Source organism: Xenophilus sp. (assembly GCF_044462705.1).
Taxonomy (GTDB): Bacteria; Pseudomonadota; Gammaproteobacteria; order Burkholderiales; family Burkholderiaceae_C; genus Xenophilus; species Xenophilus azovorans.
In genome coordinates this window covers 1-24,403 of the sequence record NZ_JBIQNC010000055.1, presented here as the reverse complement: position 1 = coordinate 24,403, position 24,403 = coordinate 1, and the positions used below count along the sequence as shown (strand labels likewise).

The 24,403-nt window shown below is 71.1% G+C and carries 26 protein-coding genes; 12 read left to right on the top strand and 14 right to left on the bottom strand.

The genetic code is table 11. The features are described from left to right. Window positions 1-6: 6 nt before the first annotated feature. Window positions 7-1,887, bottom strand: coding sequence for a glutamine--fructose-6-phosphate transaminase (isomerizing) (gene glmS, locus ACIY1X_RS10875; protein ID WP_399680472.1), 1,881 nt, complete (start codon window positions 1,885-1,887; stop codon window positions 7-9). 139 nt (window positions 1,888-2,026) lie between these two features. Between glmS and ACIY1X_RS10870 the strand changes: the two genes are divergently transcribed. After that, window positions 2,027-2,506, top strand: coding sequence for an Lrp/AsnC family transcriptional regulator (locus ACIY1X_RS10870; protein WP_399680470.1), 480 nt, complete (start codon window positions 2,027-2,029; stop codon window positions 2,504-2,506). A 21-nt stretch (window positions 2,507-2,527) separates the two neighbouring features. On the opposite strand, the gene glmU is transcribed toward ACIY1X_RS10870, so the two are convergent. From glmU to badH, 7 genes are all read right to left on the bottom strand, one after another. Then, complete coding sequence (gene glmU, locus ACIY1X_RS10865; RefSeq protein ID WP_399680475.1) at window positions 2,528-3,901, bottom strand: bifunctional UDP-N-acetylglucosamine diphosphorylase/glucosamine-1-phosphate N-acetyltransferase GlmU; 1,374 nt, start codon at window positions 3,899-3,901, stop codon at window positions 2,528-2,530. Window positions 3,902-4,030: 129 nt separating this feature from the next. Further along, window positions 4,031-5,068 carry a zinc-binding dehydrogenase gene (locus ACIY1X_RS10860; protein ID WP_399680468.1) on the bottom strand — a complete coding sequence of 346 codons (1,038 nt, stop codon included), beginning with the start codon at window positions 5,066-5,068 and terminating at the stop codon, window positions 4,031-4,033. A gap of 4 nt (window positions 5,069-5,072) precedes the next feature. Next, window positions 5,073-6,059, bottom strand: coding sequence for a tripartite tricarboxylate transporter substrate binding protein (locus tag ACIY1X_RS10855; protein WP_399680466.1), 987 nt, complete (start codon window positions 6,057-6,059; stop codon window positions 5,073-5,075). A gap of 51 nt (window positions 6,060-6,110) precedes the next feature. Next, complete coding sequence (gene aliA / locus ACIY1X_RS10850) at window positions 6,111-7,745, bottom strand: cyclohexanecarboxylate-CoA ligase (RefSeq protein WP_399680464.1); 1,635 nt, start codon at window positions 7,743-7,745, stop codon at window positions 6,111-6,113. 31 nt (window positions 7,746-7,776) lie between these two features. Beyond that, on the bottom strand, window positions 7,777-8,928 hold the full coding sequence (aliB, locus tag ACIY1X_RS10845; protein ID WP_399680463.1) for a cyclohexanecarboxyl-CoA dehydrogenase: 1,152 nt from the start codon (window positions 8,926-8,928) through the stop codon (window positions 7,777-7,779). Between the two features lie 9 nt (window positions 8,929-8,937). Then, on the bottom strand, window positions 8,938-9,720 hold the full coding sequence (gene badI, locus ACIY1X_RS10840; RefSeq protein WP_399680461.1) for a 2-ketocyclohexanecarboxyl-CoA hydrolase: 783 nt from the start codon (window positions 9,718-9,720) through the stop codon (window positions 8,938-8,940). A gap of 34 nt (window positions 9,721-9,754) precedes the next feature. Next, window positions 9,755-10,522 (bottom strand): 2-hydroxycyclohexanecarboxyl-CoA dehydrogenase, encoded by a 768-nt coding sequence (badH, locus tag ACIY1X_RS10835; protein ID WP_399680459.1) that lies wholly within the window; start codon window positions 10,520-10,522, stop codon window positions 9,755-9,757. 131 nt (window positions 10,523-10,653) lie between these two features. Here badH and ACIY1X_RS10830 point away from each other — a divergent pair, with 131 nt between their 5' ends. Beyond that, entirely contained in the window at window positions 10,654-11,172 is a 519-nt protein-coding gene (locus ACIY1X_RS10830; protein ID WP_038208116.1) for a MarR family transcriptional regulator, read from the top strand. 66 nt (window positions 11,173-11,238) lie between these two features. On the opposite strand, the gene pcaF is transcribed toward ACIY1X_RS10830, so the two are convergent. From pcaF to ACIY1X_RS10805, 5 genes are read right to left on the bottom strand one after another with little or no spacing between them, the layout of a single operon-like run. Beyond that, window positions 11,239-12,447: a 3-oxoadipyl-CoA thiolase gene (gene pcaF / locus ACIY1X_RS10825; RefSeq protein WP_399680457.1), complete on the bottom strand. Its 1,209-nt coding sequence runs from the start codon at window positions 12,445-12,447 to the stop codon at window positions 11,239-11,241. A 54-nt stretch (window positions 12,448-12,501) separates the two neighbouring features. Continuing rightward, complete coding sequence (locus tag ACIY1X_RS10820) at window positions 12,502-12,891, bottom strand: DUF4189 domain-containing protein (protein ID WP_399680456.1); 390 nt, start codon at window positions 12,889-12,891, stop codon at window positions 12,502-12,504. Then, complete coding sequence (locus ACIY1X_RS10815) at window positions 12,891-14,117, bottom strand: beta-ketoacyl-[acyl-carrier-protein] synthase family protein (protein WP_399680454.1); 1,227 nt, start codon at window positions 14,115-14,117, stop codon at window positions 12,891-12,893. The genes ACIY1X_RS10820 and ACIY1X_RS10815 overlap by 1 nt, the downstream gene beginning before the upstream one ends. After that, window positions 14,114-14,392: an acyl carrier protein gene (locus ACIY1X_RS10810; RefSeq protein WP_399680453.1), complete on the bottom strand. Its 279-nt coding sequence runs from the start codon at window positions 14,390-14,392 to the stop codon at window positions 14,114-14,116. Before ACIY1X_RS10810 ends, ACIY1X_RS10815 begins: the two co-directional genes overlap by 4 nt. A 34-nt stretch (window positions 14,393-14,426) precedes the next feature. Further along, window positions 14,427-15,107: a phosphatase PAP2 family protein gene (locus ACIY1X_RS10805; RefSeq protein WP_399680451.1), complete on the bottom strand. Its 681-nt coding sequence runs from the start codon at window positions 15,105-15,107 to the stop codon at window positions 14,427-14,429. Between the two features lie 107 nt (window positions 15,108-15,214). Here ACIY1X_RS10805 and ACIY1X_RS10800 point away from each other — a divergent pair, with 107 nt between their 5' ends. Together ACIY1X_RS10800 and ACIY1X_RS10795 are read left to right on the top strand one after the other, a co-directional pair. After that, a complete protein-coding gene (locus tag ACIY1X_RS10800; RefSeq protein WP_399680449.1) occupies window positions 15,215-15,649 on the top strand; it encodes a DUF1841 family protein in 435 nt (144 codons plus the stop codon). Window positions 15,650-15,682: 33 nt separating this feature from the next. Further along, window positions 15,683-16,669: a Bug family tripartite tricarboxylate transporter substrate binding protein gene (locus ACIY1X_RS10795; protein WP_399680448.1), complete on the top strand. Its 987-nt coding sequence runs from the start codon at window positions 15,683-15,685 to the stop codon at window positions 16,667-16,669. Window positions 16,670-16,675: 6 nt separating this feature from the next. Here ACIY1X_RS10795 and ACIY1X_RS10790 read toward each other — a convergent pair whose 3' ends face one another. Further along, on the bottom strand, window positions 16,676-17,584 hold the full coding sequence (locus ACIY1X_RS10790) for a LysR substrate-binding domain-containing protein (protein ID WP_399680474.1): 909 nt from the start codon (window positions 17,582-17,584) through the stop codon (window positions 16,676-16,678). 171 nt (window positions 17,585-17,755) lie between these two features. On the opposite strand from ACIY1X_RS10790, the gene ACIY1X_RS10785 reads away from it, so the two are divergent. The 8 genes from ACIY1X_RS10785 to ACIY1X_RS10750 all read left to right on the top strand — a co-directional run. Next, window positions 17,756-18,448, top strand: coding sequence for a substrate-binding domain-containing protein (locus tag ACIY1X_RS10785; RefSeq protein ID WP_084217048.1), 693 nt, complete (start codon window positions 17,756-17,758; stop codon window positions 18,446-18,448). Between the two features lie 30 nt (window positions 18,449-18,478). After that, window positions 18,479-19,507 (top strand): amidohydrolase family protein, encoded by a 1,029-nt coding sequence (locus ACIY1X_RS10780; protein WP_038208075.1) that lies wholly within the window; start codon window positions 18,479-18,481, stop codon window positions 19,505-19,507. A gap of 17 nt (window positions 19,508-19,524) precedes the next feature. Beyond that, window positions 19,525-20,208 (top strand): 4-carboxy-4-hydroxy-2-oxoadipate aldolase/oxaloacetate decarboxylase, encoded by a 684-nt coding sequence (ligK, locus tag ACIY1X_RS10775; protein WP_399680446.1) that lies wholly within the window; start codon window positions 19,525-19,527, stop codon window positions 20,206-20,208. Window positions 20,209-20,249: 41 nt separating this feature from the next. Continuing rightward, complete coding sequence (locus ACIY1X_RS10770; protein WP_399680444.1) at window positions 20,250-21,239, top strand: Bug family tripartite tricarboxylate transporter substrate binding protein; 990 nt, start codon at window positions 20,250-20,252, stop codon at window positions 21,237-21,239. Between the two features lie 10 nt (window positions 21,240-21,249). Then, on the top strand, window positions 21,250-22,182 hold the full coding sequence (locus ACIY1X_RS10765) for an amidohydrolase family protein (RefSeq protein WP_399680443.1): 933 nt from the start codon (window positions 21,250-21,252) through the stop codon (window positions 22,180-22,182). A gap of 2 nt (window positions 22,183-22,184) precedes the next feature. Then, complete coding sequence (ligA, locus tag ACIY1X_RS10760) at window positions 22,185-22,628, top strand: protocatechuate 4,5-dioxygenase subunit alpha (RefSeq protein ID WP_399680441.1); 444 nt, start codon at window positions 22,185-22,187, stop codon at window positions 22,626-22,628. A gap of 1 nt (window position 22,629) precedes the next feature. After that, the gene (locus ACIY1X_RS10755; protein WP_399680439.1) at window positions 22,630-23,502 is read left to right on the top strand and encodes a class III extradiol dioxygenase subunit beta; all 873 of its coding nucleotides are present in this window, start codon (window positions 22,630-22,632) and stop codon (window positions 23,500-23,502) included. Between the two features lie 20 nt (window positions 23,503-23,522). Continuing rightward, a partial coding sequence (locus ACIY1X_RS10750) for a Gfo/Idh/MocA family oxidoreductase (RefSeq protein WP_399680437.1) occupies window positions 23,523-24,403 on the top strand: 881 nt, incomplete at its 3' end.

The window sequence follows — 24,403 nt, the reverse complement described above, 5'->3', positions numbered from 1 at the left end:
CCCGGCTCACTCCACCGTCACGCTCTTGGCCAGGTTGCGCGGCTTGTCGACGTCGGTGCCGCGCGCGCCGGCCGTGTGGTACGCCAGCAGCTGCAGCGGCACCACGTGCAGCAGCGGCGAGAGCAGGCCGTAGTGCTCGGGCATGCGGATGACGTGCATGCCCTCGCCGCTCTCGATGCGGGTGTCGGCATCGGCCAGCACGTAGAGCACGCCGCCGCGGGCGCGCACTTCCTGCAGGTTGCTCTTGAGCTTTTCCAGCAGCGCGTCGTTGGGCGCTACCGCCACCACCGGCATCTCGGCCGTCACCAGCGCCAGCGGGCCGTGCTTGAGCTCGCCCGCGGCGTAGGCCTCGGCGTGGATGTAGGTCACTTCCTTGAGCTTGAGCGCGCCTTCCATCGCGATCGGGTAGTGCAGCCCGCGGCCGAGGAACAGCGCGTTCTCCTTGCGCGCGAACTGCTCGGCCCAGCCGATGACCTGCGGCTCCAGCGCCAGCACCTTTTGCAGCGCCACCGGCAGGTGGCGCATCTCGTGCAGCCAGCGCGCCTCGTCGGCTTCCGGCAGGCGGCCCTTGGCCTGCGCCAGCGCCAGCGTGAGGAGGAACAGGCCCGCCAGTTGCGTGGTGAAGGCCTTGGTGGAAGCGACGCCGATCTCGACCCCGGCGCGGGTGATGTAGGCCAGCTTGCACTCGCGCACCATGGCGCTGGTGGCGACGTTGCAGATGGTCAGCGTCTCGTGCATGCCCAGCGACTGCGCGTGGCGCAGCGCGGCCAGCGTGTCGGCCGTCTCGCCCGACTGGCTGATGGTGACCACCAGCGTCTTCGCGTCGGGCACCGAGTCGCGGTAGCGGTACTCGCTGGCGATCTCGACCTGTGTCGGCAGCTTCGCCACGCTCTCCAGCCAGTACTTGGCGGCGCAGCCGCTGTAGTAGCTGGTGCCGCAGGCCAGGATGAGCACTTTGTCGATGGCCTGGAACACGCGGTGCGCGCTGGCGCCGGTGCGCCCGTCCTGGCCGATGCCGTCGAACAACTCGGGCACGATGCCTTCCACGCCCTCCAGCGTGTCGGCGATGGCGCGCGGCTGCTCGAAGATCTCCTTCTGCATGTAGTGGCGGTACGGCCCCAGTTCGGCCGCGCCGCTGTGGGCCTGCACGGTGCGCACCTTGCGCTCGGCCGGGCGGCCGTCGCGGCCGGCGATCCAGTAGCGGCCGGGCTGCAGGTCCACCACGTCGCCTTCTTCCAGGTAGACGATCTGGTCCGTCACGCCAGCCAGCGCCATCGCGTCGCTGGCCAGAAAGTGCTCGCCCTGCCCCACGCCCAGCACCAGCGGCGAGCCGGCGCGCGCGCCGACCACGCGCTGCGGCTCGTCGCGGCAGATCACGGCGATGGCATAGGCGCCGTGCAGTTGCGCCACCGCCGCCGTCACCGCCTCGAACAGGTCGCCCTGGTAGTGGCTGTCGATCAGGTGGGCGATGACCTCGGTGTCGGTCTGGCTGGAGAAGACGTAGCCGCGCGCCTGCAGCGCCGCGCGCAGCGCCTCGTGGTTCTCGATGATGCCGTTGTGCACCAGCGCCACCCGCGCCGGGCGGGCCGTTTCCGCATCGGCGCCGGTGCCGTGGCTGAAGTGCGGGTGCGCGTTGTGCACCGCCGGCGCGCCGTGCGTGGCCCAGCGCGTGTGGGCGATGCCGGTGAGGCCCTGCACATGCTCCGACTGCACCTGGGCCATGAGGTCGGCCACGCGGGAGGTGGTGCGGGTGCGCGCCAGGCCCCGGGCGCTGGCATGGACCGCCAGGCCGCAGGAGTCATAGCCCCGGTATTCGAGCCGCGAGAGGCCCTGGACCAGGATGGGAACGATGTCCCGATGGGATGCCGCGCCGACGATGCCGCACATGGTGAGTCTCCGGTGGAAGCTGGATGGTGGCGGATGCTAGAACTGGCGCGCAGGAATGTTCTTCCAAATTTTTTTGATCGTCGCAATATTCACTCATCACATTGATACGATGGATTTTTATTCCAACTACATTCCGCATATGGAAGAAATTTCCCTCGATGCCATCGACTGGCGCCTGCTCGACGCGCTCCAGCGCGACGCCTCGCGCACCAACCAGCAACTGGCGGCCGACCTGCACCTGTCGCCGCCGACCTGCCTGCGCCGGGTGCAGCGGCTGCGCCGGGCGGGGCTGATCGAGCGGGAGGTGGCGCTGCTCGCGGCCGACCGCCTGGCCGCCGTGCTGACGGCCGTGGTGGAGATCTCCCTGGACCGGCAGGACGCCGGCGCGCTCGACGCCTTCGAGTCGCGCGTGATCGCCGACGAGGCGGTGCAGCAGTGCTGGCGCGTCTCGCCGGGGCCGGACTTCGTGCTCGTCGTCGCCGTGCCCGACATGCCGGCCTACCACGCACTGGCGCAGCGCCTGTTCACCAGCGACGCCAACGTGCGCAACGTCAAGGCCTTCTTCAGCGTCAAGCGGGCCAAGTTCGAGCCGCGCCTGCCGCTGCGGGCGCAGCGCTGAGAGAGAAAGAAGGAGGAAGGCTCAGGCCTTCGGCGCCTTCTTCGGCCGCTGCCAGTTGGCGAAGCTCACCTGCCGCGCGCGCGCCACGGTGAGCGCGCCGGGCTCCGTACTCTTGCTGACGGTGGAGCCGCCGCCGACGGTGCCGCCGGCGCCGATCGTCACCGGCGCGACCAGCACGCAGTTGCTGCCCACGTGCACGTCGGCCTCGATCACCGTGCGGTGCTTGTTGGCGCCGTCGTAGTTGGCGGTGATGCTGCCGGCGCCGTAGTTCACGCGCTCGCCCACCGTCGCGTCGCCCAGGTAGGCCAGGTGGTTGGCCTTGGCGCCGGCGGCCAGCGTCGAGTTCTTCACCTCGACGAAGTTGCCGATGTGCACCTCGGCGCCGAGTTGCGCGCCGGGACGCAGCCGCGCATAGGGGCCGACCAGCGCGCCGGGGCCGACGGTCACGCCCTCCTTGTCGCCCTCGATGTGGGTGAAGGGATGGATCACCGCGCCGGCCTCGATGCGCGCGTTGGCGATGACGCAGTGCGCGCCGACGCGCACGCCCTCGCCCAACTCGACGCGGCCCTCGAAGAGGCAGTTGACGTCGATCTCCACGTCCTGCGCGCAGGCGAGTTCGCCGCGCAGGTCGAAGCGCGCCGGGTCGGCCAGGCGCACGCCGGCCTCCATCAGCCGATGGGCCTGGCGGCGCTGCCAGGCGCGCTCCAGCGCCGCCAGTTGCACGGGGCTGTTGACGCCGGCCACCTGCAGTTCGTCCGCCGTCTGCTGCGCGACGACCGGCATGCCTTCGTCCACCGCCATCTTCACCACGTCGGTCAGGTAGTACTCGCCCTGGGCGTTGTCGTTGGTGAGCCGGCCGAGCCAGCGCTTGAGCGCCGCGGCGGGCGCGGCCATCACGCCGGTGTACGTCTCGCGCACGGCGCGCTGGGCCTCGGTGGCGTCCTTCTGCTCGACGATGCCCTGCACGCGGCCGTCATCGCCGCGCAGCACGCGGCCGTAGCCGGTGGGGTCGGCCAGCGCGATGGTCAGGAGCGCCAGGCGCCCGCCGCCGCTGGCCGCCACCAGCGCGCGCAGCGTGTCGGCGGCGATGAGCGGCACGTCGCCCGAGAGGATGAGCGCGATGCCGTCGTCAGGCAGGTGCGGCGCGGCCTGCTGCACCGCATGGCCCGTGCCGAGCTGCGGCGACTGGCGCACGAAGGCGAGCGGCGCCTGCGGCGCGATCTGCCGCAGGCCGGCCTCCACCTCGTCGGCGCCGTGGCCCGTCACCACCACCAGCGAGCGCGCGCCGAGGCCGACTGCCGTGTCCGCCACGTGGCCGATCAGCGGCCGGCCGGCGAGGCGGTGCAGCACCTTCGGCAGGCGGCTCTTCATGCGCGTGCCCATGCCGGCGGCCATGACGACGACATCGACGGGAGGGGTGGTCTGCGGAGATGTGCTCACGGTGCGGACTCGATCAAAACGTACTACCAACGGTAGTGTGATTATCGACCGCCACTCTGCAGGCCACCCAGGCTGTGGCGTTGCTCAGTCCTCCGCCACGGCGACGGCCACCTTGCCGAACTGCGCGCCCGAAGCCAGCCGGTCCAGCGCCGCATGCGCGTCGTCCAGCGCCCAGGTCGAGTCGATCACCGGCCGGATGCCGTGCCGCTGCACGAAGTCCAGCAGCGCGGCGAACTCGTGCAGGTCGCCCAGCGTCGAGCCGAGGATCTGCAGTTGCCGGATGAAGATGCGCCGGATGTCCGCCGGCGGCTGGTCGCCGGTGGTGGCACCGCAGGTCACGAGCCGGCCGCCGCGCACCAGCGACTTCATCGCGCTGCCCCACACCGCCTGGCCGACGTTCTCGATCACCAGGTCCACGCCGCGGCCGCCGGTGAAGTCCATCACCGCCTTGGCCACGTCCTGCCTGGCACCGTTGACGGCATGCGCCGCGCCCATCGCGGTGGCGCGCGCCAGCTTGGCGTCGTCGCGCGAGGTGACGATGACCCGCGCACCCGCCGCGCGCGCCAGTTGCAGCGCGGCCAGCGACACGCCGCCGCCGATGCCGAAGACCAGCACCGTCTCCCAGGGCTGGAGCCGCCCCTTGGTGAACAGCATGCGCCAGGCGGTGAGGTGGTTCACGCCCAGCGCCGCCGCCTCGGCCCAGGAGAAGCCCTCGGGCATCGGGAACACGTTGCGCGCCGGCAGGCCGACGAACTCGGCCAGCGTGCCGTCGCGGTGCTCGCCCAGGTAGGCGATGCGGGTGCACAGCACGCCCTCGCCGCGGCGGCAGAACTCGCAGCGGCCGCAGGCCACGCCCGGATGCAGCACCACCGGCTGGCCGGGGCGCAGCAGCGGCTCGCCCTCGTCCACCGCCTCCACGGTGCCGGCGGCGTCCAGCCCCATGATCTGCGGCAGCCGGTGCGTGATGCCGGCGCCGGAGTCGCGCATGTACAGGTCAACCCGGTTGAGCGTGGCGGCGCGCACGCGCACCAGCACCTCGCCCGGTGCCCGCGGCGGCAGCGGGCGCTCGCCGACGGCCACGACCTCGTTGCCGCCGTGGCCGGTGATGTAGACGGCTTTCATGCCCTCATTCTGCGGCGATCTTCTGCTCGCGGATCAGGGTGGAGAGCTGCTCGCCCTCGCGCGCCAGCAGCGCGCGGAACTCGCCGGTGTCCATCGCCACCGGCTCCGCGCCCAGGTCGCCGTAGCGCTGCTTCAGGCCCGGCTGCGCCAGCGCCCTGCCCAGCTCGCGGCTCATGCGCGCCACCACCTCGGGCGGCGTGCCCTTCGGCGCCCACATGCCGAACCAGATGTCCAGGTCGGCGCCCTGCACGCCCTGTTCCGCCACCGTCGGCACGTCGGGGAAGAAGGGCGAGCGCTTGGCGCTGACGATGCCCAGCAGCTTGACCTTGCCGGTGCGGATGTGCGGGAAGGCGATGCCGGGATCGCACACGAAGTCGGCCTGGCCGGCCATCACGTCCTGCAGCGCCGGCGCCGCGCCGCGGTACGGCACGTGCGTCATCGGCGCGCCGCTGGCCTGCTTGAACAGCTCGCAGGCCAGGTGCGGCGGCGTGCCGCTGCCGGCCGAGGCGAAGGACAGCGAGCCCGGCCTGGCCTTGGCCAGCGCCACCAGTTCGCGTACGTTGGTCGCCTCGATCTGCGGCTTGGTGACGAGGTACATCTGCGTCTTGCCCACCGAGGCCACCGGCGCCAGGTCGCGCGAGGGCAGCACGTTCGACTTGAACAGCCACGGGTTGGCCGTCTCCACCGAGGTGGGCGCGATCAGGAAGGTGTGGCCGTCGGCGGCGGCGCGCACCACCTCCGACACCGCGATGTTGCCGCTGGCGCCGGGCTTGTTGTCGATCACCACCGGCTGGCCCAGCGACTCGGCGAGCGACTGCGCGACGATGCGCGCCATCACGTCGGTGCTGCCGCCGGGCGCGAAGCCGACGACGATGCGCACGGGCTTGGCAGGCCACGGCTCGGCGGCCGGCACGGCGCCGGCGGCGCAGGCCAGGGCGAATGCGGCCAGGGCCGCGCGCACCGCGCAGCGGCGGCGAAGGGTCTCGATCATGTGTCTTGTCTCCTGGTGGTTGTGATGGCGCGCTCCGGGCGGCGCCGTGCCTCAGGCTTTCAGCTCCTCGCGCAGCCTGAACTTCTGGATCTTTCCGGAGGGCGTGGCCGGCATCGCCTCGCGCAGCTCGAGCCGCTCGGGGATGTACTGCACCGCCACCTTCTGCTCCTTGAGGAAGCGCACCACCTCCGGCAGGTCGATGGCCTGGCCGGCCCTGGGCACCACCACGGCGCAGGCGCGCTCGCCCAGGCGCTCGTCGGGATAGGCGACGATGGCCACCTGCGCCACCGCCGGGTGCCGGTACAGCAACGACTCGATCTCGAAGACCGGGATGTTCTCGCCGCCGCGGATGATCACGTCCTTGCTGCGCCCGCTGATGCGGATGTAGCCCGCCTCGTCCATGCGCGCCAGGTCGCCGGTGTCGAACCAGCCCTCGGCGTCGGTGCCGTTCCACTGCGGGCGCTTGAGGTAGCCGCCGAAGTTGGAGGCGGCGCGCACCAGCAGCCGACCCACCTCGCCGCGCGGCAGCTCGGCGCCCGCCTCGTCGGCCACCTTCAGCGCCACGCCGCGCAGCGGGCAGCCGTCGGTGGTGAAGGCGCGCTCGTCGTCGTCCTCGGGACGGATCAGCGTGACGGCGCCGTTCTCCGTCATGCCCCAGGCGGAGACGATCTTGGTGCCCAGCACCTCGCGCGCCTGTTCCACCAGCGGCCCGGGGATGGGTGCGCCGGCACACAGGAAGGTGCGCAGCGTGGGCACCGGCCGGCCGCTCTCGCGCACCTGCCGCGTGAGGTCGGTCAGGAAGGGCGTGGAGGCCATGGTGAAGGTGACGCCCTCCTCGCGCACCGCCTGCGCGGCGCGCGCCGGGTCCCACAGGTCCAGCAGCACGGCCGGCGCGCGCAGCATGACCGGCATCATCAGGCCATACATGAAGCCGGTCTGGTGCGCCATCGGCGAGGCCATCAGGATCACGTCGCCGGCGCCCAGGTGCAGCCGCTCGGCGTAGGGGACGATGTTGGCCATCAGCGTGTTGGCGCTGTGCATCACGCCCTTGGGCTCGCCGGTGGTGCCCGAGGTGTAGATGAGCTGCGTGACGTCGTCCGGCCCGGGGCGGCTGCCGGCGAGGATGGCGGCCGCGTCGGCCTCCTTCTCCCACGCCGGCGCGGCGAGCAGTGCGTCGAAGTCGTCGGCGCCACCGCCGCCGACCACCAGCACGTGCTGCAGCAGCGGAAGCTCCTTCTGCAGGCCGCGCGCCATCGCCTCGTGGTCGAAGCCGCGGAAGACCTTGGGCACCACCAGCACTCTGGCCTCGCCGTGGCGCAGCATGAAGCCCAGTTCGCGCTCGCGGAAGATCGGCATCAGCGGGTTGAGCACCGCGCCGATGCGCGAGCAGGCCAGGTACAGCACCGTGAAGCGCCAGCCGTTGGGCAGTTGCATGGCGACCACGTCGCCCCGGCGCACGCCCAGGCGATGCAGGCCCACGGCCACGCGGTCGGCCATGGCGGCGAGTTCGCGGTAGGTGAAGCGGCGGTCCTCGCCGCCCTCGGCGCGCAGCGCCGCGAGCGCCATCCTGTCAGGGCACGAGGCGACGCAGGCATCGAGCTCGTCGTTGATGGTGCGGTCGGCCCACAGCCCCTGCGCGACGCTGGCGGCGCGGCGGGGCGGCAGCAGGATGGCATCGAAGTCCATGGTGTCTCGTCTCCTCTCGTTGGTGTGTCGTTCAGATCGGCACCGCCTCGCGCCCCGCGCGCGCGCGGGCGATGACGGTCTTCATGATCTGGGCCGTGCCGTCGCCGATCTGGAAGCCCAGCACGTCGCGCAGGCGCTGCTCCATCGGCCCGCGGTCGTAGCCGCCGTGGCCGAACATCAGCAGGCACTGGTGCACCGTGTCGTAGGCCAGCTTCGGCGCCCACCACTTGCACATGGCGGCCTCGGCGCTGTGCGGCAGGCCGCGGTCCTTCAGCCACAGCGCCTGCAGGCACAGCAGGCGTGCCGCCTCGACCTGCGTATCGAAGTCGGCCAGCGGATGCGACACGCCCTGGAAGGCCGACAGCGGCCGGCCGAAGGCCTCGCGCTGGGCGACGTGCGCCCACGTCTCCTCCAGCGCCGCGCGCGCCACCGCCAGCACCTGCAGCCCGATCAGCGCGCGCGAGAAGTCGAAACCCTGCATCACCTGCACGAAGCCCTTGTCCTCGTCGCCCAGGCGGTGGTCGGCCGGGACCCTGACGTTCTCGAAGAACAGCGAGCCGCGGCCGATGGCGCGCTGGCCGTGGCAGTCGAAGCGGTTGCGCGTGATGCCGGGCAGGTCCATCGGCACCAGCAGCGCGGTGACGCCGTGCGCCTGCGACTCGATCGGACCGGTGCGCCCGAACACCACCGCCGCGTCGCACTGGTCTGCCGCAGAGATCGAGGTCTTCTCGCCGTTGAGCACGTAGTGGCCGCCCACGCGCTCGACCTTCAGCCGCAGGTTGGCGGCGTCGGAGCCGCCGCGCGGCTCGGTCAGGGCGATGGCCAGCAGCGCCTCGCCGCGGGTGAGCCTGTTCAGCCACGGGCGCGCCACCTCGGGCCGGCCGTGCTCGGCGAGGATCTGCCCGTTGAGCGAGGCCAGCAGGTTGATGTAGCTGATCGACAGGTCCGCGCGCGCGATCTCCTCGTGGATCACGCCGGCGGCCAGGCAGCCCAGGCCCTGGCCGCCCGCGTCCTCGGGCAGTTCGGGCGCGATGAAGCCCATCTCGCCCATCTCGCGCATCAGCGCGCGGTCCAGCACACGGCTGCAGTCGCGCTCCTGGAAGCCCGGCGCCACGCGATCGGCGGCGAAGCGGCGCGCCTGCTCGGCGATGGCCGCCAGGTCCTCGTCGATGTACGGGTTCATTCCCGGCCCCTACTTCGCGTACTTGCGGAACTCGGGCTTGCGCTTGTCCTTGAGCGCATTCACGCCCTCGCGCGACTCGTCGGTGTCGTAGAACAGCTTGAGCGCGTACATGCCCATGCCGGCGATGCCCGACTGGTGCGCCGTGTCCATGTTGAAGCTGCGCTTGGCGATGGCGATGGCGGTGGGGCTCTTCTCGCAGATATCCTCGGCCCACTGCTGCACCGTCTCGTCCAGCTTCTCGGGCGGCACGCAGGCGTTGGCCAGCCCCATCGCCACCGCCTCCTGGCCGCTGTAGCGGCGGCACAGGTACCAGATCTCGCGCGCTTTTTTCTCGCCGACCACGCGGGCCAGGAAGGCGGTGCCGTAGCCGGGGTCCACCGATCCCATCTTCGGCCCGGCCTGGCCGAAGACGGCCTTCTCGGAGCAGATGGTCAGGTCGCAGATCGTGCACAGCACGTTGCCGCCGCCGATGGCGTAGCCCTGCACGCGGGCGATGACCGGCTTGGGCACGTCGCGGATGGCGGTTTGCAGTTCCTCCATCGGCAGGCCGATCGTGCCGCGGCCGTCGTAGTTGCCGTCGTGCGCCGACTGGTCGCCGCCGGTGCAGAAGGCCCTGTCGCCGGCGCCGGCCAGCACGATGCAGCCCACCTCGCGGTCGTAGCCGGCCCGGTTCAGCGCCTTGATCAGCTCGTCGCAGGTCGTGCCGCGGAAGGCGTTCAGCTTCTCGGGCCGGTTGATGGTGATCCAGGCCACGCGGTTGCGCACCTCGTAGAGGATGTCCTCGAAGTCCATGTCGATCTCTCCTTGGATGTCGATGCGGGGAAGGTCAGCCGGCCATCGTCAGGCCGCCCGACACGGACAGCACCTGCCCGGTGACGAAGGCCGCGTCGTCGCTGGCGAAGAAGGCGATGGCGCCCGGCAGGTCCTCCGGCTGGCCGATGCGGCCCAGCGGGATGGAGCGGGTGAAGGCCTCCATCAGCTTCTCGGGGTTGCCCGCGCCTTCCCTGTAGTCGGCGAACAGGGCCGTGTCGGTGGGGCCGGGGCACACCACGTTGACGGTGATGCCGTGGCGCGCATGCTCGCGCGCCAGCGTCTTCGACAGCGCCACCAGCCCGCCCTTGCAGGCGGCGTACACCGCCTCGCCCGAGGAGCCCACGCGCGCCGCGTCGGAGGCGACGTTGACGATGCGGCCGGCCTTGCGCGCCGCCATGCCCGGCAGCACCGCGTGGTGCATGTGCAGGGCGCCGGTCAGGTTGATGGCGACGAGCCGCTCCCAGTCGGCGGGCGTGGTCCTGGTGAACGGCTTGAACACGTCCCAGCCGGCGTTGTTGACCAGCACGTCGATGGCGCCGAGCCGGGCCTGCGCCTGCGCCACCGCGGCATCGACGCTGGCGCGGTCGGTGATGTCGCAGCGCACGGCCTCGGCGCGGCCGCCCGCTTCGCGGATCTGCCCGGCCACCTGCGCGGCGGCCTCCTCGTTCAGGTCGAACACCGCCACCTTCGCGCCCTCGCGGGCGAAGCGCCGGCAGGCTGCGCCGCCGATGCCGCCGCCGCCGCCGGTGACGACCACGGTCCTGTCTTCAAATCGCTGCATGCAAATCTCTCCTGGCGTGCTTGCTATCGTCCATGGATCGGCGGCCTCCGTCGATCCGATATATGACAATATATTGTCTTAAATGGCTTTTCGCAAGCCTTCGACACTCTGCTTCGTGAACGGATACTTTTATGGTTTTCCCTAATGAAAACGATGAAAAAGCGCGCATGGCACTCGCCAATCGCCTGTTCTTCAGGTTGTACCAATGTGCAAATATGTTGCATAAAACCGGGACGCGCGCCGTGGAAGCCGAAGGGCTGACCACGCAGCAGTGGGCGGTGCTGGGCGCGCTCTCGCGGGAAGAGGCCGGCGCGGGGATGAGCGTGGGCGAGCTGGCGCGCTACCTGAAGGTGAGCCGGCAGAACCTCTCGGGGCTGATCGGCCGCATGGAGCGCGACGGCCGCGTGCGCATGGCGCAGGACGCGCGCGACCGGCGCGCGCGCATCGTCTCGATGACGCCCGAGGGGCGGCAGCTATGGCAGCAGCAGGCGCTGCCCAAGATCCACGCCTACTACGCGCAGGTGCTGGAGGGCTTCTCGATCAACGACACCACGCACAGCCTGCACTACCTGCTCAAGCTGCTGGAGAACATGCAGAAGGTGGACGAGGCGCAGGGCGGCGGCGAGGGCGTGGAAGCCGAGGAGGCCTGACCGCCGCGGAAAAGACATCGGCCGCAGCGCCTCGGGACGCTGCGGCCGACGGGAAGGGAAGAAAACTCAGACCTTCTCGAGGATCAGCGCGATGCCCTGGCCCACCCCGATGCACATGGTGCACAGCGCGTAGCGCCCGCCGCCGCTGTGCAACTGGTTCACCGCCGTGGTCGCCAGCCGCGCCCCGCTGGCACCCAGCGGATGCCCCAGCGCGATGGCCCCGCCGTTGATGTTCACCCGCGGGTCCTCGTCCTTCAGCCCCAGCATCCGCAGCACCGCCAGCCCCTGCGCCGCGAACGCCTCGTTCAGCTCGATCACGTCGATCTGCTCCAGCTTCAGCCCCGTGAGCGCCAGCACCTTCTCGGTCGCCGGCGCCGGCCCGATGCCCATCACCCGCGGCGCCACGCCCGCCGTGGCCATGCCCACGATGCGGGCCCTGGGCTTCAGGCCGTGCTTCGCCGCCGCCTGCTCGCCGGCGATCAAGAGCGCGCAGGCCCCGTCGTTCACGCCACTGGCGTTGCCCGCCGTCACCGTGCCGTCCGGGCGCACCACGCCCTTGAGGTTGGCCAGCGCCTCCAGGCTGGTGTCGCGCGGGTGCTCGTCCTTGTTCACGACCACCGGGTCGCCCTTCTTCTGCGGGATGCTCACCGGCACGATCTCGGCGTCGAAGAAGCCGCGCTTTTGCGCCGCCACCGCCCGCTGCTGGCTGGCCAGGGCCATGCGGTCCTGCGCCTCGCGCTCGATCTTGTGGTCGGTGGCCACGTTCTCCGCCGTCTCGGGCATCGAATCGACGCCGTACTGCGCCTTCATCAGCTTGTTGACGAAGCGCCAGCCGATGGTGGTGTCGTACACGGCGTTGGCGCGGCTGAAGGCGCTTTCGGCCTTGGGCATGACGAAGGGCGCGCGGCTCATGCTCTCGACGCCGCCGGCGATCATCAGCTGCGCCTCGCCGGCCTTGATGGCGCGCGCGGCGCTGCCCACGGCGTCCAGGCCCGAGCCGCACAGGCGGTTGACGGTGGCGCCGGGCACCTCGATGGGCAACCCGGCCAGCAGCGCGGCCATGCGCGCGACGTTGCGGTTGTCTTCGCCGGCCTGGTTGGCGCAGCCGTAGATCACGTCGGTCACGGCCTGCCAGTCCACTTCCTTGTTGCGCTCCATCAGCGCCCGGATCGGCACGGCGCCCAGGTCGTCGGTGCGCACGCTGGCAAGCGCCCCGCCGTAGCGGCCGAAGGGGGTGCGAACGGCGTCGCAGATGAAGGCGTCGAGGGTGGTCATGGAAGCTCTCCTTGAAATTCGGTGTTCAGGCGGCACGCGCCGGCCAGGGCTCGATCATCCACCCGGCGAGCAGGCCCGCACCACGACCCGGCAGGGCTCGGTGGGCAGGTGGTTGTCGCACTGCCGCGCGGCAGCGCGCGCGGCCTCGGCTGCGGTGGGCGCGGTCGCCACGCCCCACTCGCCGTAGTTGCCCTGCGCCATGGCGCCGCAGGTCCGCTCGAAGGTCACGCGCACCTCGCACGAGGCGCCGCGCCGCCGGCCGGCGCGCTCGCACTGGGCGCGCGCCTCGCGCTCGGCGGCCTCGCGCGTGGGGTGCTCGTAGGCATAGCCCCAGGCCGGATAGGCGCTGGCGATGGCGCCCCAGCTCGGCTGCTGCGCAGCGGCGGCGAAGGCGGCGGCGCCCAGGGCCGCCGCGCATGTGCCGAGCAGCAGGCGGCTTCGCATCACGCCCGCCGGAAGACGAGCACGGCGTTGCTGCCGCCGAAGGCGAAGGAACTGCTCACGGCCGCCTCCAGGTCCGGCGCGTCGACGGCGCCGGGCCGTACCAGGTTCAGCGCGCAGGCGGCGTCGGGCGCGTCGCAGTGCGCGTTGGGCGGCAGTTGGCGCTTCGCCAGCGCCAGCACGGTGATCACCGCCTCCAGCGCGCCGGCGGCGCCCAGCAGGTGGCCGTGCAGCGCCTTGGTGGAGCTGACCTTCAGCCGGTCCAGGTCGCCGCCCCACGCCAGCGCGAGGGCGTCGCGCTCGATCGGGTCGCCGATCTTGGTGGCGGTGCCGTGCGCATTGCAGTAGCCGACCTCGGCCGGCGCCAGCCCCGCGGCATCCAGCGCCATGCGCAGCGCGCGCGCCTGGCCGGCGGCCTCGGGCTTGGTCAGGTGGGTGGCGTCGCAGCTGTGGCCCCAGCCGGCCAGCAGCGCGTGGGCGCGGGCGCCGCGCGCCTTCGCCCGGGCCTCGGATTCGAGCACCAGGAAGGCCGCGCCCTCCCCCAGCGCGAAGCCGCTGCGGTCGGCCGCGAAGGGCCTGACGGCGGTGGCCGCGGCCTGCGCGTCGCCGGCCGGGAAGGCTGCCAGCGTCTGCATGGCCTGCCAGGCCATCACCACGCCGGGCACGATCAGCGCCTCGCTGCCGCCGGCGATGGCGACGTCCACCTCGCCGCGCTGCACCGCCTTGGCCGCCTCGGCGATGGCCACGGCCGAGGAGGCGCAGGCCACCGAGTAGGTGAACACCGGCCCCTGCGCCTGCTGCCGCATGGCGACGTGCGAGGCCGGCGCGTTGGGCATGAAGGCCGGCACCGTCAGCGGCGGCACGCGGCCGGCGCCGGTGGCCATGCCGCTGCGGTAGGCGGCCTCCAGCGCCACGGCGCCGCCCATGCCGCAGCCGCCGAAGACGCCGACGCGCTCCGGCGCGGCGCCGTGCAGGCCGCCGGCGTCCTTCACGGCCAGGTCGGCGGCGGCCACGGCCATCTGGCTCACGCGATCCACGCCCGCGAGCTGCAGCCTGGTGAACCAGCGCGATTCGTCGAAGGCCACGGTCGCGGCGGCGGCGGGCTTCGCCAGTTCGGGGAAGATGGGCCGCACGGCCGACTCGCCGCGCAGCAGGGCGGCGAACAGGGCCTGCGGGTCCTCGCCGTACGGCGAGACCACGCCCAGGCCGGTGACGGCGACCGCGCTCACGAGGCGGCGGAGGTGTCGGCGGCCGGCTCGCCGGCGTCGGCCTGCTGGGCGCGCACGCGGTCCACCACGGCGGCCAGGCCGGCCAGCGTCTCGATGCTCGGGTCCGGGTCGGGCAGCGAGATCTTCAGGCGGTCCTCGATCTCGAACAGGAATTCCACCAGCGCCAGCGAATCGAAGCCCTTGTCGCGCATGGACTCGTTCGGGTCGAGCGTGGCGGGATCGATGCCGTACTTCTCCTGGATCAGGTCCTGCAATTCCTTCAGCGAAGAACTCATGGGCGGCTGTGTTGTCGTCTTCGTCGGTGTCGGGTCATGATAGCCGCTCGACCTGCGGCTCCGCGGGCCGCCAGCGCAGCGAGGCCCAGGCGAACACCGCCCCCAGCGCGGCGCCGGCCAGCACGTCCCACAGCACGTGCTGGCGCACCGCCATCGTCGACCAGGCGATGGCGGCGAACCAGGCGAGGTTCAGCGCCCGCAGCACCGCCGGCGCGCCGGCCCGGCGGAAGATGCTCTCCAGCCAGATCGCCGTGAACATCGAGATGGCGACGTGCATCGACGGGCAGGCGTTGCCGGCCGCGTCGATGCCCTGCAGCAGCGCGAAGCCCGGCGCGCCGGCCGGCACGTCCATCGGCGGGATCTGCGTGGGCCACAGCCAGAAGATGCCCAGCCCCGTGGCGCACAGCGCCGCCGACCAGAAGCCGTAGGACAGCAGCGACGCGAAGCCGCGCTGCAGCCCCGGCGCGATGCCCACGTACACCCACAGCGACAGGTAGGCCGCCAGCCAGCCCGGCTGGAAGGGCATCCACCGGTCCACCGCCGTCAGCGGCATCACCGTGACGGGGTACACGGGGTTGCGCAGGAGGTGGAAATAGCCGATGAAGAAGACCCACACCCACACCACGGTGCCGATGAACTTGAGCCAGAAGTGTTCGCGCGCGCGCTGGCGCAGGTCGCGGGTCCAGGAGAGCGGAGCGGGAGGGTGGTCGGTCATGCAGCGGGGCCGGGCGGACAAGCGCCAAACCCGCCATCTTGCCCGAGCCGAGTGACGCGCCCTGCGCGCCGGCGGCATCGGCGGGCCGGTGCTACCCTCGCCGCACCATGTTCAACCCGACCCAGGAAGACGTGCGGCGCTTCTTCTGCCGCTGCTACGCCAAGCACCGCGCCGGCCAGCCGATGGAGGCGCTGGAGATCATCGCCAGCGAGTGGATCGACCAGCACCCCGAGTACCACGCCGACCTGGCCGACGCCGACGCGGCGGCGGCCCGCGTCTACGACGGCCAGGACGGCCGCGAGAACCCCTTCCTGCACCTGTCGATGCACCTGTCGATCAGCGAGCAGTGCTCGATCGACCAGCCGCGCGGCATCCGCCAGGCGGTGGAGCTGCTGGCCGCCCGGCGCGGCTCGCTGCTGGAGGCGCACCACGAGGCGATGGAGTGCCTGGGCCGGATGATGTGGGAGGCGCAGCGCGCCGGCCGCCCGCCCGACGGCGACGCCTATGTCGACTGCGTGCAGCGGCGCGCGACACGAGAATGAAACACCCCCCAAGCCAATGAACCGAGACAAAGCATGACCCTCGAACGACGCCGCCTGCTGCAGGGCGCCGGGGCGCTGGCCCTGGGCACGGCCGCCGGCATCGCAACCGCCCAGCCGGCCTTTCCCTCGCGGCCCATCCGCATCGTGGTGCCCAACGCCGCCGGCGGCGCCGCCGACCTGACGGCGCGCGCGGTCGGCCAGAAGATGGCCGCCGCGCTCGGCCAGCCGGTGGTGATCGACAACAAGCCCAGCGCCGGCGGCGTGGTGGCCGGCGAGCAGGTGGCGCGCGCCGAGCCCGACGGCCACACGCTGCTGCTGATCTCCAGCGGCAGTGCTGTCAGCGCGGCCCTGTTCAAGAAGCTGCCCTTCGACACGCTGGCCGACTTCGCGCCCGTCTCGCAGATGGCGCGCTTCGACCTGGCGATCGCCGTCGCCGCGAACGGCCGCTTCAAGACGCTGGGCGAACTGCTGGCCTGGGCCCGCGCCAACCCGGGCAAGCTCAACGTGGGCACGCCGCAGATCGGCACCACGCAGAACCTGGCGGCCGAGCTGTTCAAGCTCTCGGCCGGCATCGATGCGCAGGTGGTGCCCTTCAACGGCACGCCGCCGGTGGTGACGGCCATGCGCGGCGGCGAGATCGACGTGCTGGTCGACATCCTCGGCCCGCTGATGCCGCACATCCAGGGCAAGGTCCTGCGCCCCCTGGCGGTGCTGGGCCGCGAGCGGGCGCCCGAGCTGCCCGACGTGCCCGCCGTGCGCGAGAGCGGCGGCCCGCTGGCGGGCTTCGACGTCAGTTCGTGGAACGGCCTGGCCGCCCCGGCGAAGACGCCGCCCGCGGTGGTCGAGCGCCTCAGCCGCGCGGTGCAGGACGCCGTCGCGCAGGCCGACGTGAAGCAGCAGCTGCAGGCGCTGAACATGACGGCCAGGGGCAGCAGCCCCGCCGCACTGCGCGACTTCCTGGCCGCGGACATCCGGCGCTGGGACGAGGTGATCGCGAAGGCGAAGCTGCAGAAGCTGTAGCGGGATTCAGCCGGCCGCCGGCGCGCCCACCACTTCGCGCAGCAGGTCCAGCGCCGCCTGCTGCGTGTGCGTGACCGGCCGCTGCGCGCTGGTGGCCAGCCAGGCCTGCACCGTCAGCGGCGGCTGGCCGATGGCGCGCACGGTGAAGGCCGAGGGCCGCACCGAGCTGGCCACCGCATGCGGCGTGAGCACGGCGCTGCCCAGGCCCTCGGCCACCAGTTCGAGGATGGCCGGCACGCCGTCGATCTCCAGCGCCACCTGCGGGCGCAGGCCCAGCGCGGCCAGCTCGGACTCCACCTGCATGCGGATCGCGTTCGGCCGGCTGGGAATGATCAGCGGCAGGCCGGCCAGCGCCGCCAGCGGCAGCGGCGCGGGGGGCGGGTCTTCCGCCAGGCCGGGCGGCCGCGGCTGCACCAGCACCAGCGCCTCGGCCATCAGCGGCAGGATGTCCAGGCCGGCGGCGGGGCGGGCGTTGTAGAGCACGGCGATGTCCAGCCGGCCCGCCGTCAGCGCCTCCTGCATGCCGACGGACAGGCCCTCGGTGATCGACAGCTGCGCCTGCGGCAGCCGCTGGCGGAAGGCGCGCGTCAGGGGCACGGCGTAGGCCCGCGCCACGCTGGGCGGCAGGCCCAGCGCCACCCGGCCGGCCAGGCCGCCGCGGGCGCCGGCCAGCTCCTCCTGCGCGCGCGCCACCTGGTGCAGGATGCCGCGCCCGTGCTCCAGCAGCAGCGCCCCGGCGTCGGTCAGCGTGACGCCGCGGCCGTTGCGCACCAGCAGGTTCTGGCGCAGCTCCACCTCCAGCAGCCGCACCTGGCGCGACAACGCGGGCTGGGCCACGTCCAGCGCCTGCGAGGCACGGGTGAAGCTGCCCAGCTCGGCCACGCGCACGAAGTATTCGAGTTGCTTGAGGTCCACGAACGGTGACAAGAGGTATCGCAGAAAAGCGAACCATACCACTGGATATGCCGATTTGTTCTAGCTGATAGCGGCGGCGGCGACTTCCCGCCGGGCCCGGCGCTTCGCAGAATGCCTCCTCGAGCAACGGGCCGCCCTCTCTCGCGCACAGGCCCTTCGGAGACACCCGGCATGACCCATCCCCTCCAAGGCATCTCGTCCATGGCCACGCGCCAGGTGCTGGCCGACCTGGCCGCCGCCTGGCAGGCGCAGGGCGGCGCGGCGGTGGCCATCGAATCCGTCGGCGGCGTGGACGCGGCCCGGCGCGTGCAGGCCGGCGAGGAAGCCTTCGACGTGGTCTTCCTCGCCTCTGACGCCATCGACAGGCTGCAGGCCGCCGGCCGCGTGGCCGCGGGCAGCAAGGTGGACCTGGTGCGCTCCAGCACCGTCGCGGCGGTGCGCGCGGGCGCGCCGCGCCCGGACATCGGCACCGGCGACGCGCTGCGCGCGGCCGTGCTGGCCGCGCCGAGCATCGGCTATTCCACCGGCCCGAGCGGCGTGGCCCTGCAGGCGCTCTTCGCGCGCTGGGGCATCGCCGACGAGGTGAAGCAGCGCACCGTGCAGGCGCCGCCGGGCGTGCCGGTGGGCACGCTGATCGCCCGCGGCGAGGTGGCGCTGGGCTTCCAGCAGCGCTCCGAGCTGATCCACGTGGAAGGCATCGACATCCTCGGCCCGCTGCCGGCGGACATCGCCATCGACACCGTGTTCTCGGGCGGCGTGGTGGCCGGCACGCCGCACGCCGACACGGTGCGCCGCCTGCTGGCCTTCATGGCCTCGCCCGACGCCGCCGGCGCCAAGCGCCGCCAGGGCATGGAACCCGCCTGATTCACCCCTCACATCGCACGAAGGACCCGCATGATCATCGACTGCCACGGCCACTACACCACCGCGCCCAAGGCGCTGGAGAACTGGCGCAACGCCCAGATCGCCGGCATCAAGGACCCGTCGGCCAAGCCCAGGGTCTCGGACCTGAAGATCTCCGACGACGAGCTGCGCGAATCGATCGAGAGCAACCAGCTGCGCCTGATGAAGGAGCGCGGCTCCGACCTGACCATCTTCAGCCCGCGCGCCAGCTTCATGGCGCACCACATCGGCGACTTCGAGGTTTCCAGCACCTGGGCGGCGATCTGCAACGAGCTGTGCTACCGCGTCAGCCAGCTCTTCCCCGACAACTTCATCCCGGCCGCGATGCTGCCGCAGAGCCCCGGCGTCGACCCGAAGACCTGCATCCCCGAGCTGGTGAAGTGCGTGGAGCAGTACGGCAACGTCGGCATCAACCTCAACCCCGACCCGAGCGGCGGCCACTGGACCAGCCCGCCGCTGACCGACCGCCACTGGTACCCCATCTACGAGAAGATGGTGGAGTACGACATCCCCGCGATGATCCACGTGAGCACGAGCTGCAACGCGTGCTTCCACACCACCGGCGCGCACTACCTCAACGCCGACACCACCGCGGTGATGCAGTGCATCCAGGGCGACCTGTTCAAGGACTTCCCGACGCTGAAGTTCGTGATCCCGCACGGCGGCGGCGCGGTGCCCTACCACTGGGGCCGCTTCCGCGGGCTGGCGCAGGAGATGAAGAAGCCGCTGCTTCATGATCACATCCTCAACAACATCTTCTTCGACACCTGCGTCTACCACCAGCCGGGCATCGACCTGCTGACGAAGGTGATCCCGGTCAAGAACATTCTTTTCGCCAGCGAGATGATCGGCGCGGTGCGCGGCATCGACCCGACCACCGGCCACTACTACGACGACACCAAGCGCTACGTGAACGCCACGGCCAACCTCACGGACGAGGAGCGCTACCAGGTGTTCGAGGGCAACGCGCGCCGCGTCTTCCCGCGCCTGGACGCCGCCCTCAAGGCGAAGAACAAGTGATCCCAAGGAGATAAGACATGTACGAACTTGGCGTTGTCTACCGCAACATCCAGCGCACCGACCGCGAGACGGCCGACGCGCTGGCTGCCTTCGGCTCGGCCACCGTGCACGAGGCCATGGGCCGCGTGGGGCTGATGAAGCCCTACATGCGCCCGATCCAGCAGGACGTTGCGGTGTCCGGCACGGCCGTCACGGTGCTGCTGCAGCCCGGCGACAACTGGATGATGCACGTGGCGGCCGAGCAGATCCGGCCCGGCGACATCGTGGTCGCCACCGTCACGGCCGAATGCAGCGACGGCTACTTCGGCGACCTGCTGGCCACCAGCTTCCAGGCCCGCGGCGCCCGCGCGCTGGTCATCGAGGCCGGCGTGCGCGACACCAAGGTGCTGCGCGAGATGCACTTCCCGGTCTGGAGCCGCTACGTGTCGTCCAAGGGCACCATCAAGGCCACGCCGGGCTCGGTGAACATTCCCATCGTCTGCGCGGGCGCCTTCGTCACGCCCGGCGACGTGATCGTGGCCGACGACGACGGCGTGGTCTGCGTGCCGCGCGCCATCGCCGCCCGGACGCTGGAAGCCGCCCGCAAGCGCGAGGCCAACGAAGGCGGCAAGCGCGACATCTTCGCCGGCGGCACCCTGGGCCTGGACTACTACAAGATGCGCGAGCCGCTGGCGGCCGCGGGGCTGAAGTACATCGACTGAGCGCCCACCACCGATTTCCCGAACCCAGGAGCCTCCATCCCATGACATCCCCGATCCGCCGCGGCCTGCTGGCCCTGGCCGGCACCGCCCTCGCGGCCGCCCTGCCCTTCGGCACCGCCGCCCAGGGCGCCTACCCGACGAAGCCGGTGCGCATCATCACGCCCTTCCCCGTGGGCGGCGGCCCCGACGGCGTGGCCCGCCTGGCGGCCGACAAGCTCTCGCGCCTGTGGGGCCAGCCGGTGACGGTGGACAACCGCCCCGGCGGCAACGGCTTCATCGCCATCGACGCCTGGAAGCGCGGCGCCAAGGACGGCACGGACCTGCTGATCCTCGACAACGTGCACCTGGCCGCCTACCCCACGCTGTTCAAGAAGCTGCCCTACGACCCGGTGAAGGACTTCACCATCGCCCAGCCGCTGTTCAAGACGCACTTCTTCTTCACCGTGCCGACCAACAGCAAGTACAAGAGCGTGGGCGACATCATTGCCGACGCCAAGGCCCATCCGGGCAAGCTGAACTACGGCTCCTGGTCGGTGGGCAACCCCGTGCACCTGGGCTCCGAGCTGTTCGAGAGCATGACCGGCACCCAGATGGAGCACGTGATCTTCAAGGAGACCACGCAGCTCTACACCTCGGTGGCCACGGGCGAGATCGACTTCGCGCTGGGCAGCGCCGGCACGGCCGGCCCGATGTACCGCGCCGGCAAGCTGCGGCTGCTGGCCTTCACCGCACCGCAGCGGTCGCCGGACTTCCCCGACATCCCGACGGTGGGCGAGTCGGGCGGCCCGAAGGACTTCGAGGTCACGGGCTGGAACGTGGTGGCCGTCCCGCCGGGCCTGCCCGCCGCGGTGACCGACAAGATCCGCAAGGACCTGGTGGAGGTGCTCAAGGACAAGGACTTCGCCGAGAAGTTCAAGACCTTCGGCTACGAGCCCTTCCCGGCCACGCCGCAGCAGTTCCAGGCCACCCTGAAGACGGAGACGCAGCGCTTCGGCGACGTCATCCGCAAGGCCGACATCTCGCTGGACTGAAGGAGACGACATGAGCAAACCCACCTCCGGCCCCTTCGAGAAGACGCCCGGCTGGCTCGACTGGTACACCGGCCCGAGCAAGCCGGCGTTCCAGGTCCCGCCGGGCAGCGTCGACGCCCACTGCCACGTGTTCGGCCCCGGCGAGCAGTTCCCCTACGCGCCCGAGCGCAAGTACACGCCCTGCGACGCGAGCAAGGCGCAGCTCTTCGCGCTGCGCGACCACCTGGGCTTCGCGCGCAACGTGATCGTGCAGGCCACCTGCCACGGCGCCGACAACCGCGCGCTGGTCGATGCGCTGCAGTCGTCGGAGGGCAAGGCGCGCGGCGTCGCCACCGTCAGGCGCAGCGTCAGCGACGAGGAACTGCAGGCGCTGCACGAGGCCGGCGTGCGCGGCGTGCGCTTCAACTTCGTCAAGCGCCTGGTGGACTTCACGCCCAAGGACGAGCTGATGGAGATCGCCGGCCGCATCGGCAAGCTCGGCTGGCACGTCGTCATCTACTTCGAGGCGGTGGACCTGCCCGAGCTGTGGGACTTCTTCACCGCGCTGCCGACCACGGTGGTGGTCGACCACATGGGCCGCCCCGACGTGACCAAGCCCATCGACGGCCCGGAGTTCGAGCTGTTCCTGAAGTTCATGCGCGAGCATCCGAACGTGTGGAGCAAGGTGAGCTGCCCCGAGCGCCTGTCCGTCGCCGGCCCGCCGGCGCTGGACGGCGAGCGCAACGCCTACCGCGACGTGGTGCCCTTCGCCCGCAAGGTGGTCGAGCTGTTCCCCGACCGCGTGCTGTGGGGCACCGACTGGCCGCATCCCAACCTCAAGGGCCACATGCCCGACGACGGCCTGCTGGTGGACTTCATCCCGCACATCGCGCCGACGGCCGAGCTGCAGAAGAAGCTGCTGGTGGACAACCCGATGCGCCTGTACTGGCCGGAGGAAAAATAGCCATGTCCCTCGACAAACCCTACCTCGACGTGCCCGGCACGATCATCTTCGACGCCGAGCAGAGCCGCAAAGGCTACTGGCTCAACCAGTTCTGCATGAGCCTGATGAAGGCCGAGAACCGCGAGCGCTTCAAGGCCGACGAGCGCGCCTACCTCGACGAGTGGCCGATGACCGAGGAGCAGAAGCAGGCCGTGCTGGCGCGCGACCTCAACTGGTGCATGCGCACCGGCGGCAACATCTACTTCCTGGCCAAGATCGGCGCCACCGACGGCAAGAGCTTCCAGCAGATGGCCGGCAGCATGACCGGCATGACCGAGCAGGAGTACCGCGACATGATGATTGGCGGCGGCCGCTCGGTCGAGGGCAACCGCCACCTGGGCGAGAACGGCGACGCGCAGCCGCAGAATCAGCCGCAGGGCGCGGCCCACCACCACCGGAAAGACTGACATGGCCCGCATCACCGCATCCGTCTACACCTCGCACGTGCCGGCCATCGGCGCGGCCATGGACCTGGGCAAGACCCAGGAGGACTACTGGAAGCCCCTGTTCGCGGGCTACGAGTTCTCCAGGCAGTGGATGAAGGACAACAAGCCGGACGTGATCTTCCTGGTCTTCAACGACCACGCGACCGCGTTCAGCCTGGAGATGATCCCGACCTTCGCCATCGGCACCGCCGCCGAATACCAGCCCGCCGACGAGGGCTGGGGCCCGCGCCCGGTGCCCAAGGTGGTCGGCCACCCCGAACTGGCCAGCCACATCGCGCAGAGCGTGATCCAGCAGGACTTCGACCTCACCCTCGTCAACCGGATGGACGTGGACCACGGCCTGACGGTGCCGCTGTCGCTGATGTGCGGCGAGAAAGACCCGAAGGAAGGCGCCTGGCCCTGCCCGGTGATCCCCTTCGCCGTCAACGTCGTGCAGTACCCGGTGCCCAGCGGCCAGCGCTGCTTCAACCTGGGCCGCGCGATCCGCAAGGCCGTCGAGAGCTACGACGAGGACCTGAACGTGCACATCTGGGGCACCGGCGGCATGAGCCACCAGCTCCAGGGCGCACGCGCCGGCCTGATCAACGCCGACTGGGACAACCGCTTCCTCGACCGCCTGATCGCCGAGCCGGCGGAACTCGCCAAGGTGCCGCACATCGAGTACGTGCGCGAGGCCGGCAGCGAGGGCATCGAGCTGGTGATGTGGCTGATCGCCCGCGGCGCGATGGCCGACGTGAACGGCGAGGGCCCGCCGCCGAAGGTGGCGCACCGCTTCTTCCACGTGCCCGCCTCCAACACGGCCGTGGGCCACCTGATCCTCGAAGAATCCACCTGAATCCGGAAAAGGAACCCGACATGACCATCAAAGTAGCCCTGGCCGGCGCCGGCGCCTTCGGCATCAAGCATCTGGACGGCATCAAGAACATCGACGGCGTCGAGGTCGTCTCGCTGATCAGTCGCGACCTGGGCAAGACCAAGGAAGTCGCGGACCAGTACGGCATCAAGCACGTGACGACCGACCTGGCCGAGAGCCTGGCGCTCAAGGAGGTGGACGCCGTCATCCTCTGCACCCCCACGCAGATGCACGCCGCGCAGACCAAGGCCTGCCTGGAGGCCGGCAAGCACGTGCAGGTGGAGATCCCGCTGTGCGACGTGCTCAAGGAAGGCGAGGAAGTGCTGGCCCTGCAGAAGAAGACGGGCAAGGTCGCCATGGTCGGCCACACGCGCCGCTTCAATCCCAGCCACCAGTACGTGCACAAGAAGATCGCCGCGGGCGAGTTCAACATCCAGCAGATGGACGTGCAGACGTACTTCTTCCGCCGCACCAACATGAACGCGCTGGGCCAGCCGCGCAGCTGGACCGACCACCTGCTGTGGCACCACGCCGCGCACACGGTCGACCTGTTCGCCTACCAGGCCGGCAGCCCGATCGTGAAGGCCAACGCCGTGCAGGGCCCGATCCACAAGGAGCTGGGCATCGCGATGGACATGAGCATCCAGTTGCAGGCCGCCAACGGCGCCATCTGCACGCTCAGCCTCTCGTTCAACAACGACGGCCCGCTGGGCACCTTCTTCCGCTACATCGGCGACACCGCCACCTACATCGCGCGCTACGACGACCTGGTGCAGTCGCACAGCAAGGGCCCCGAAACGCCGGTGGACGTGAGCAAGGGCTACGTGTCGATGAACGGCATCGAGCTGCAGGACCGCGAGTTCTTCGCCGCCATCCGCGAAGG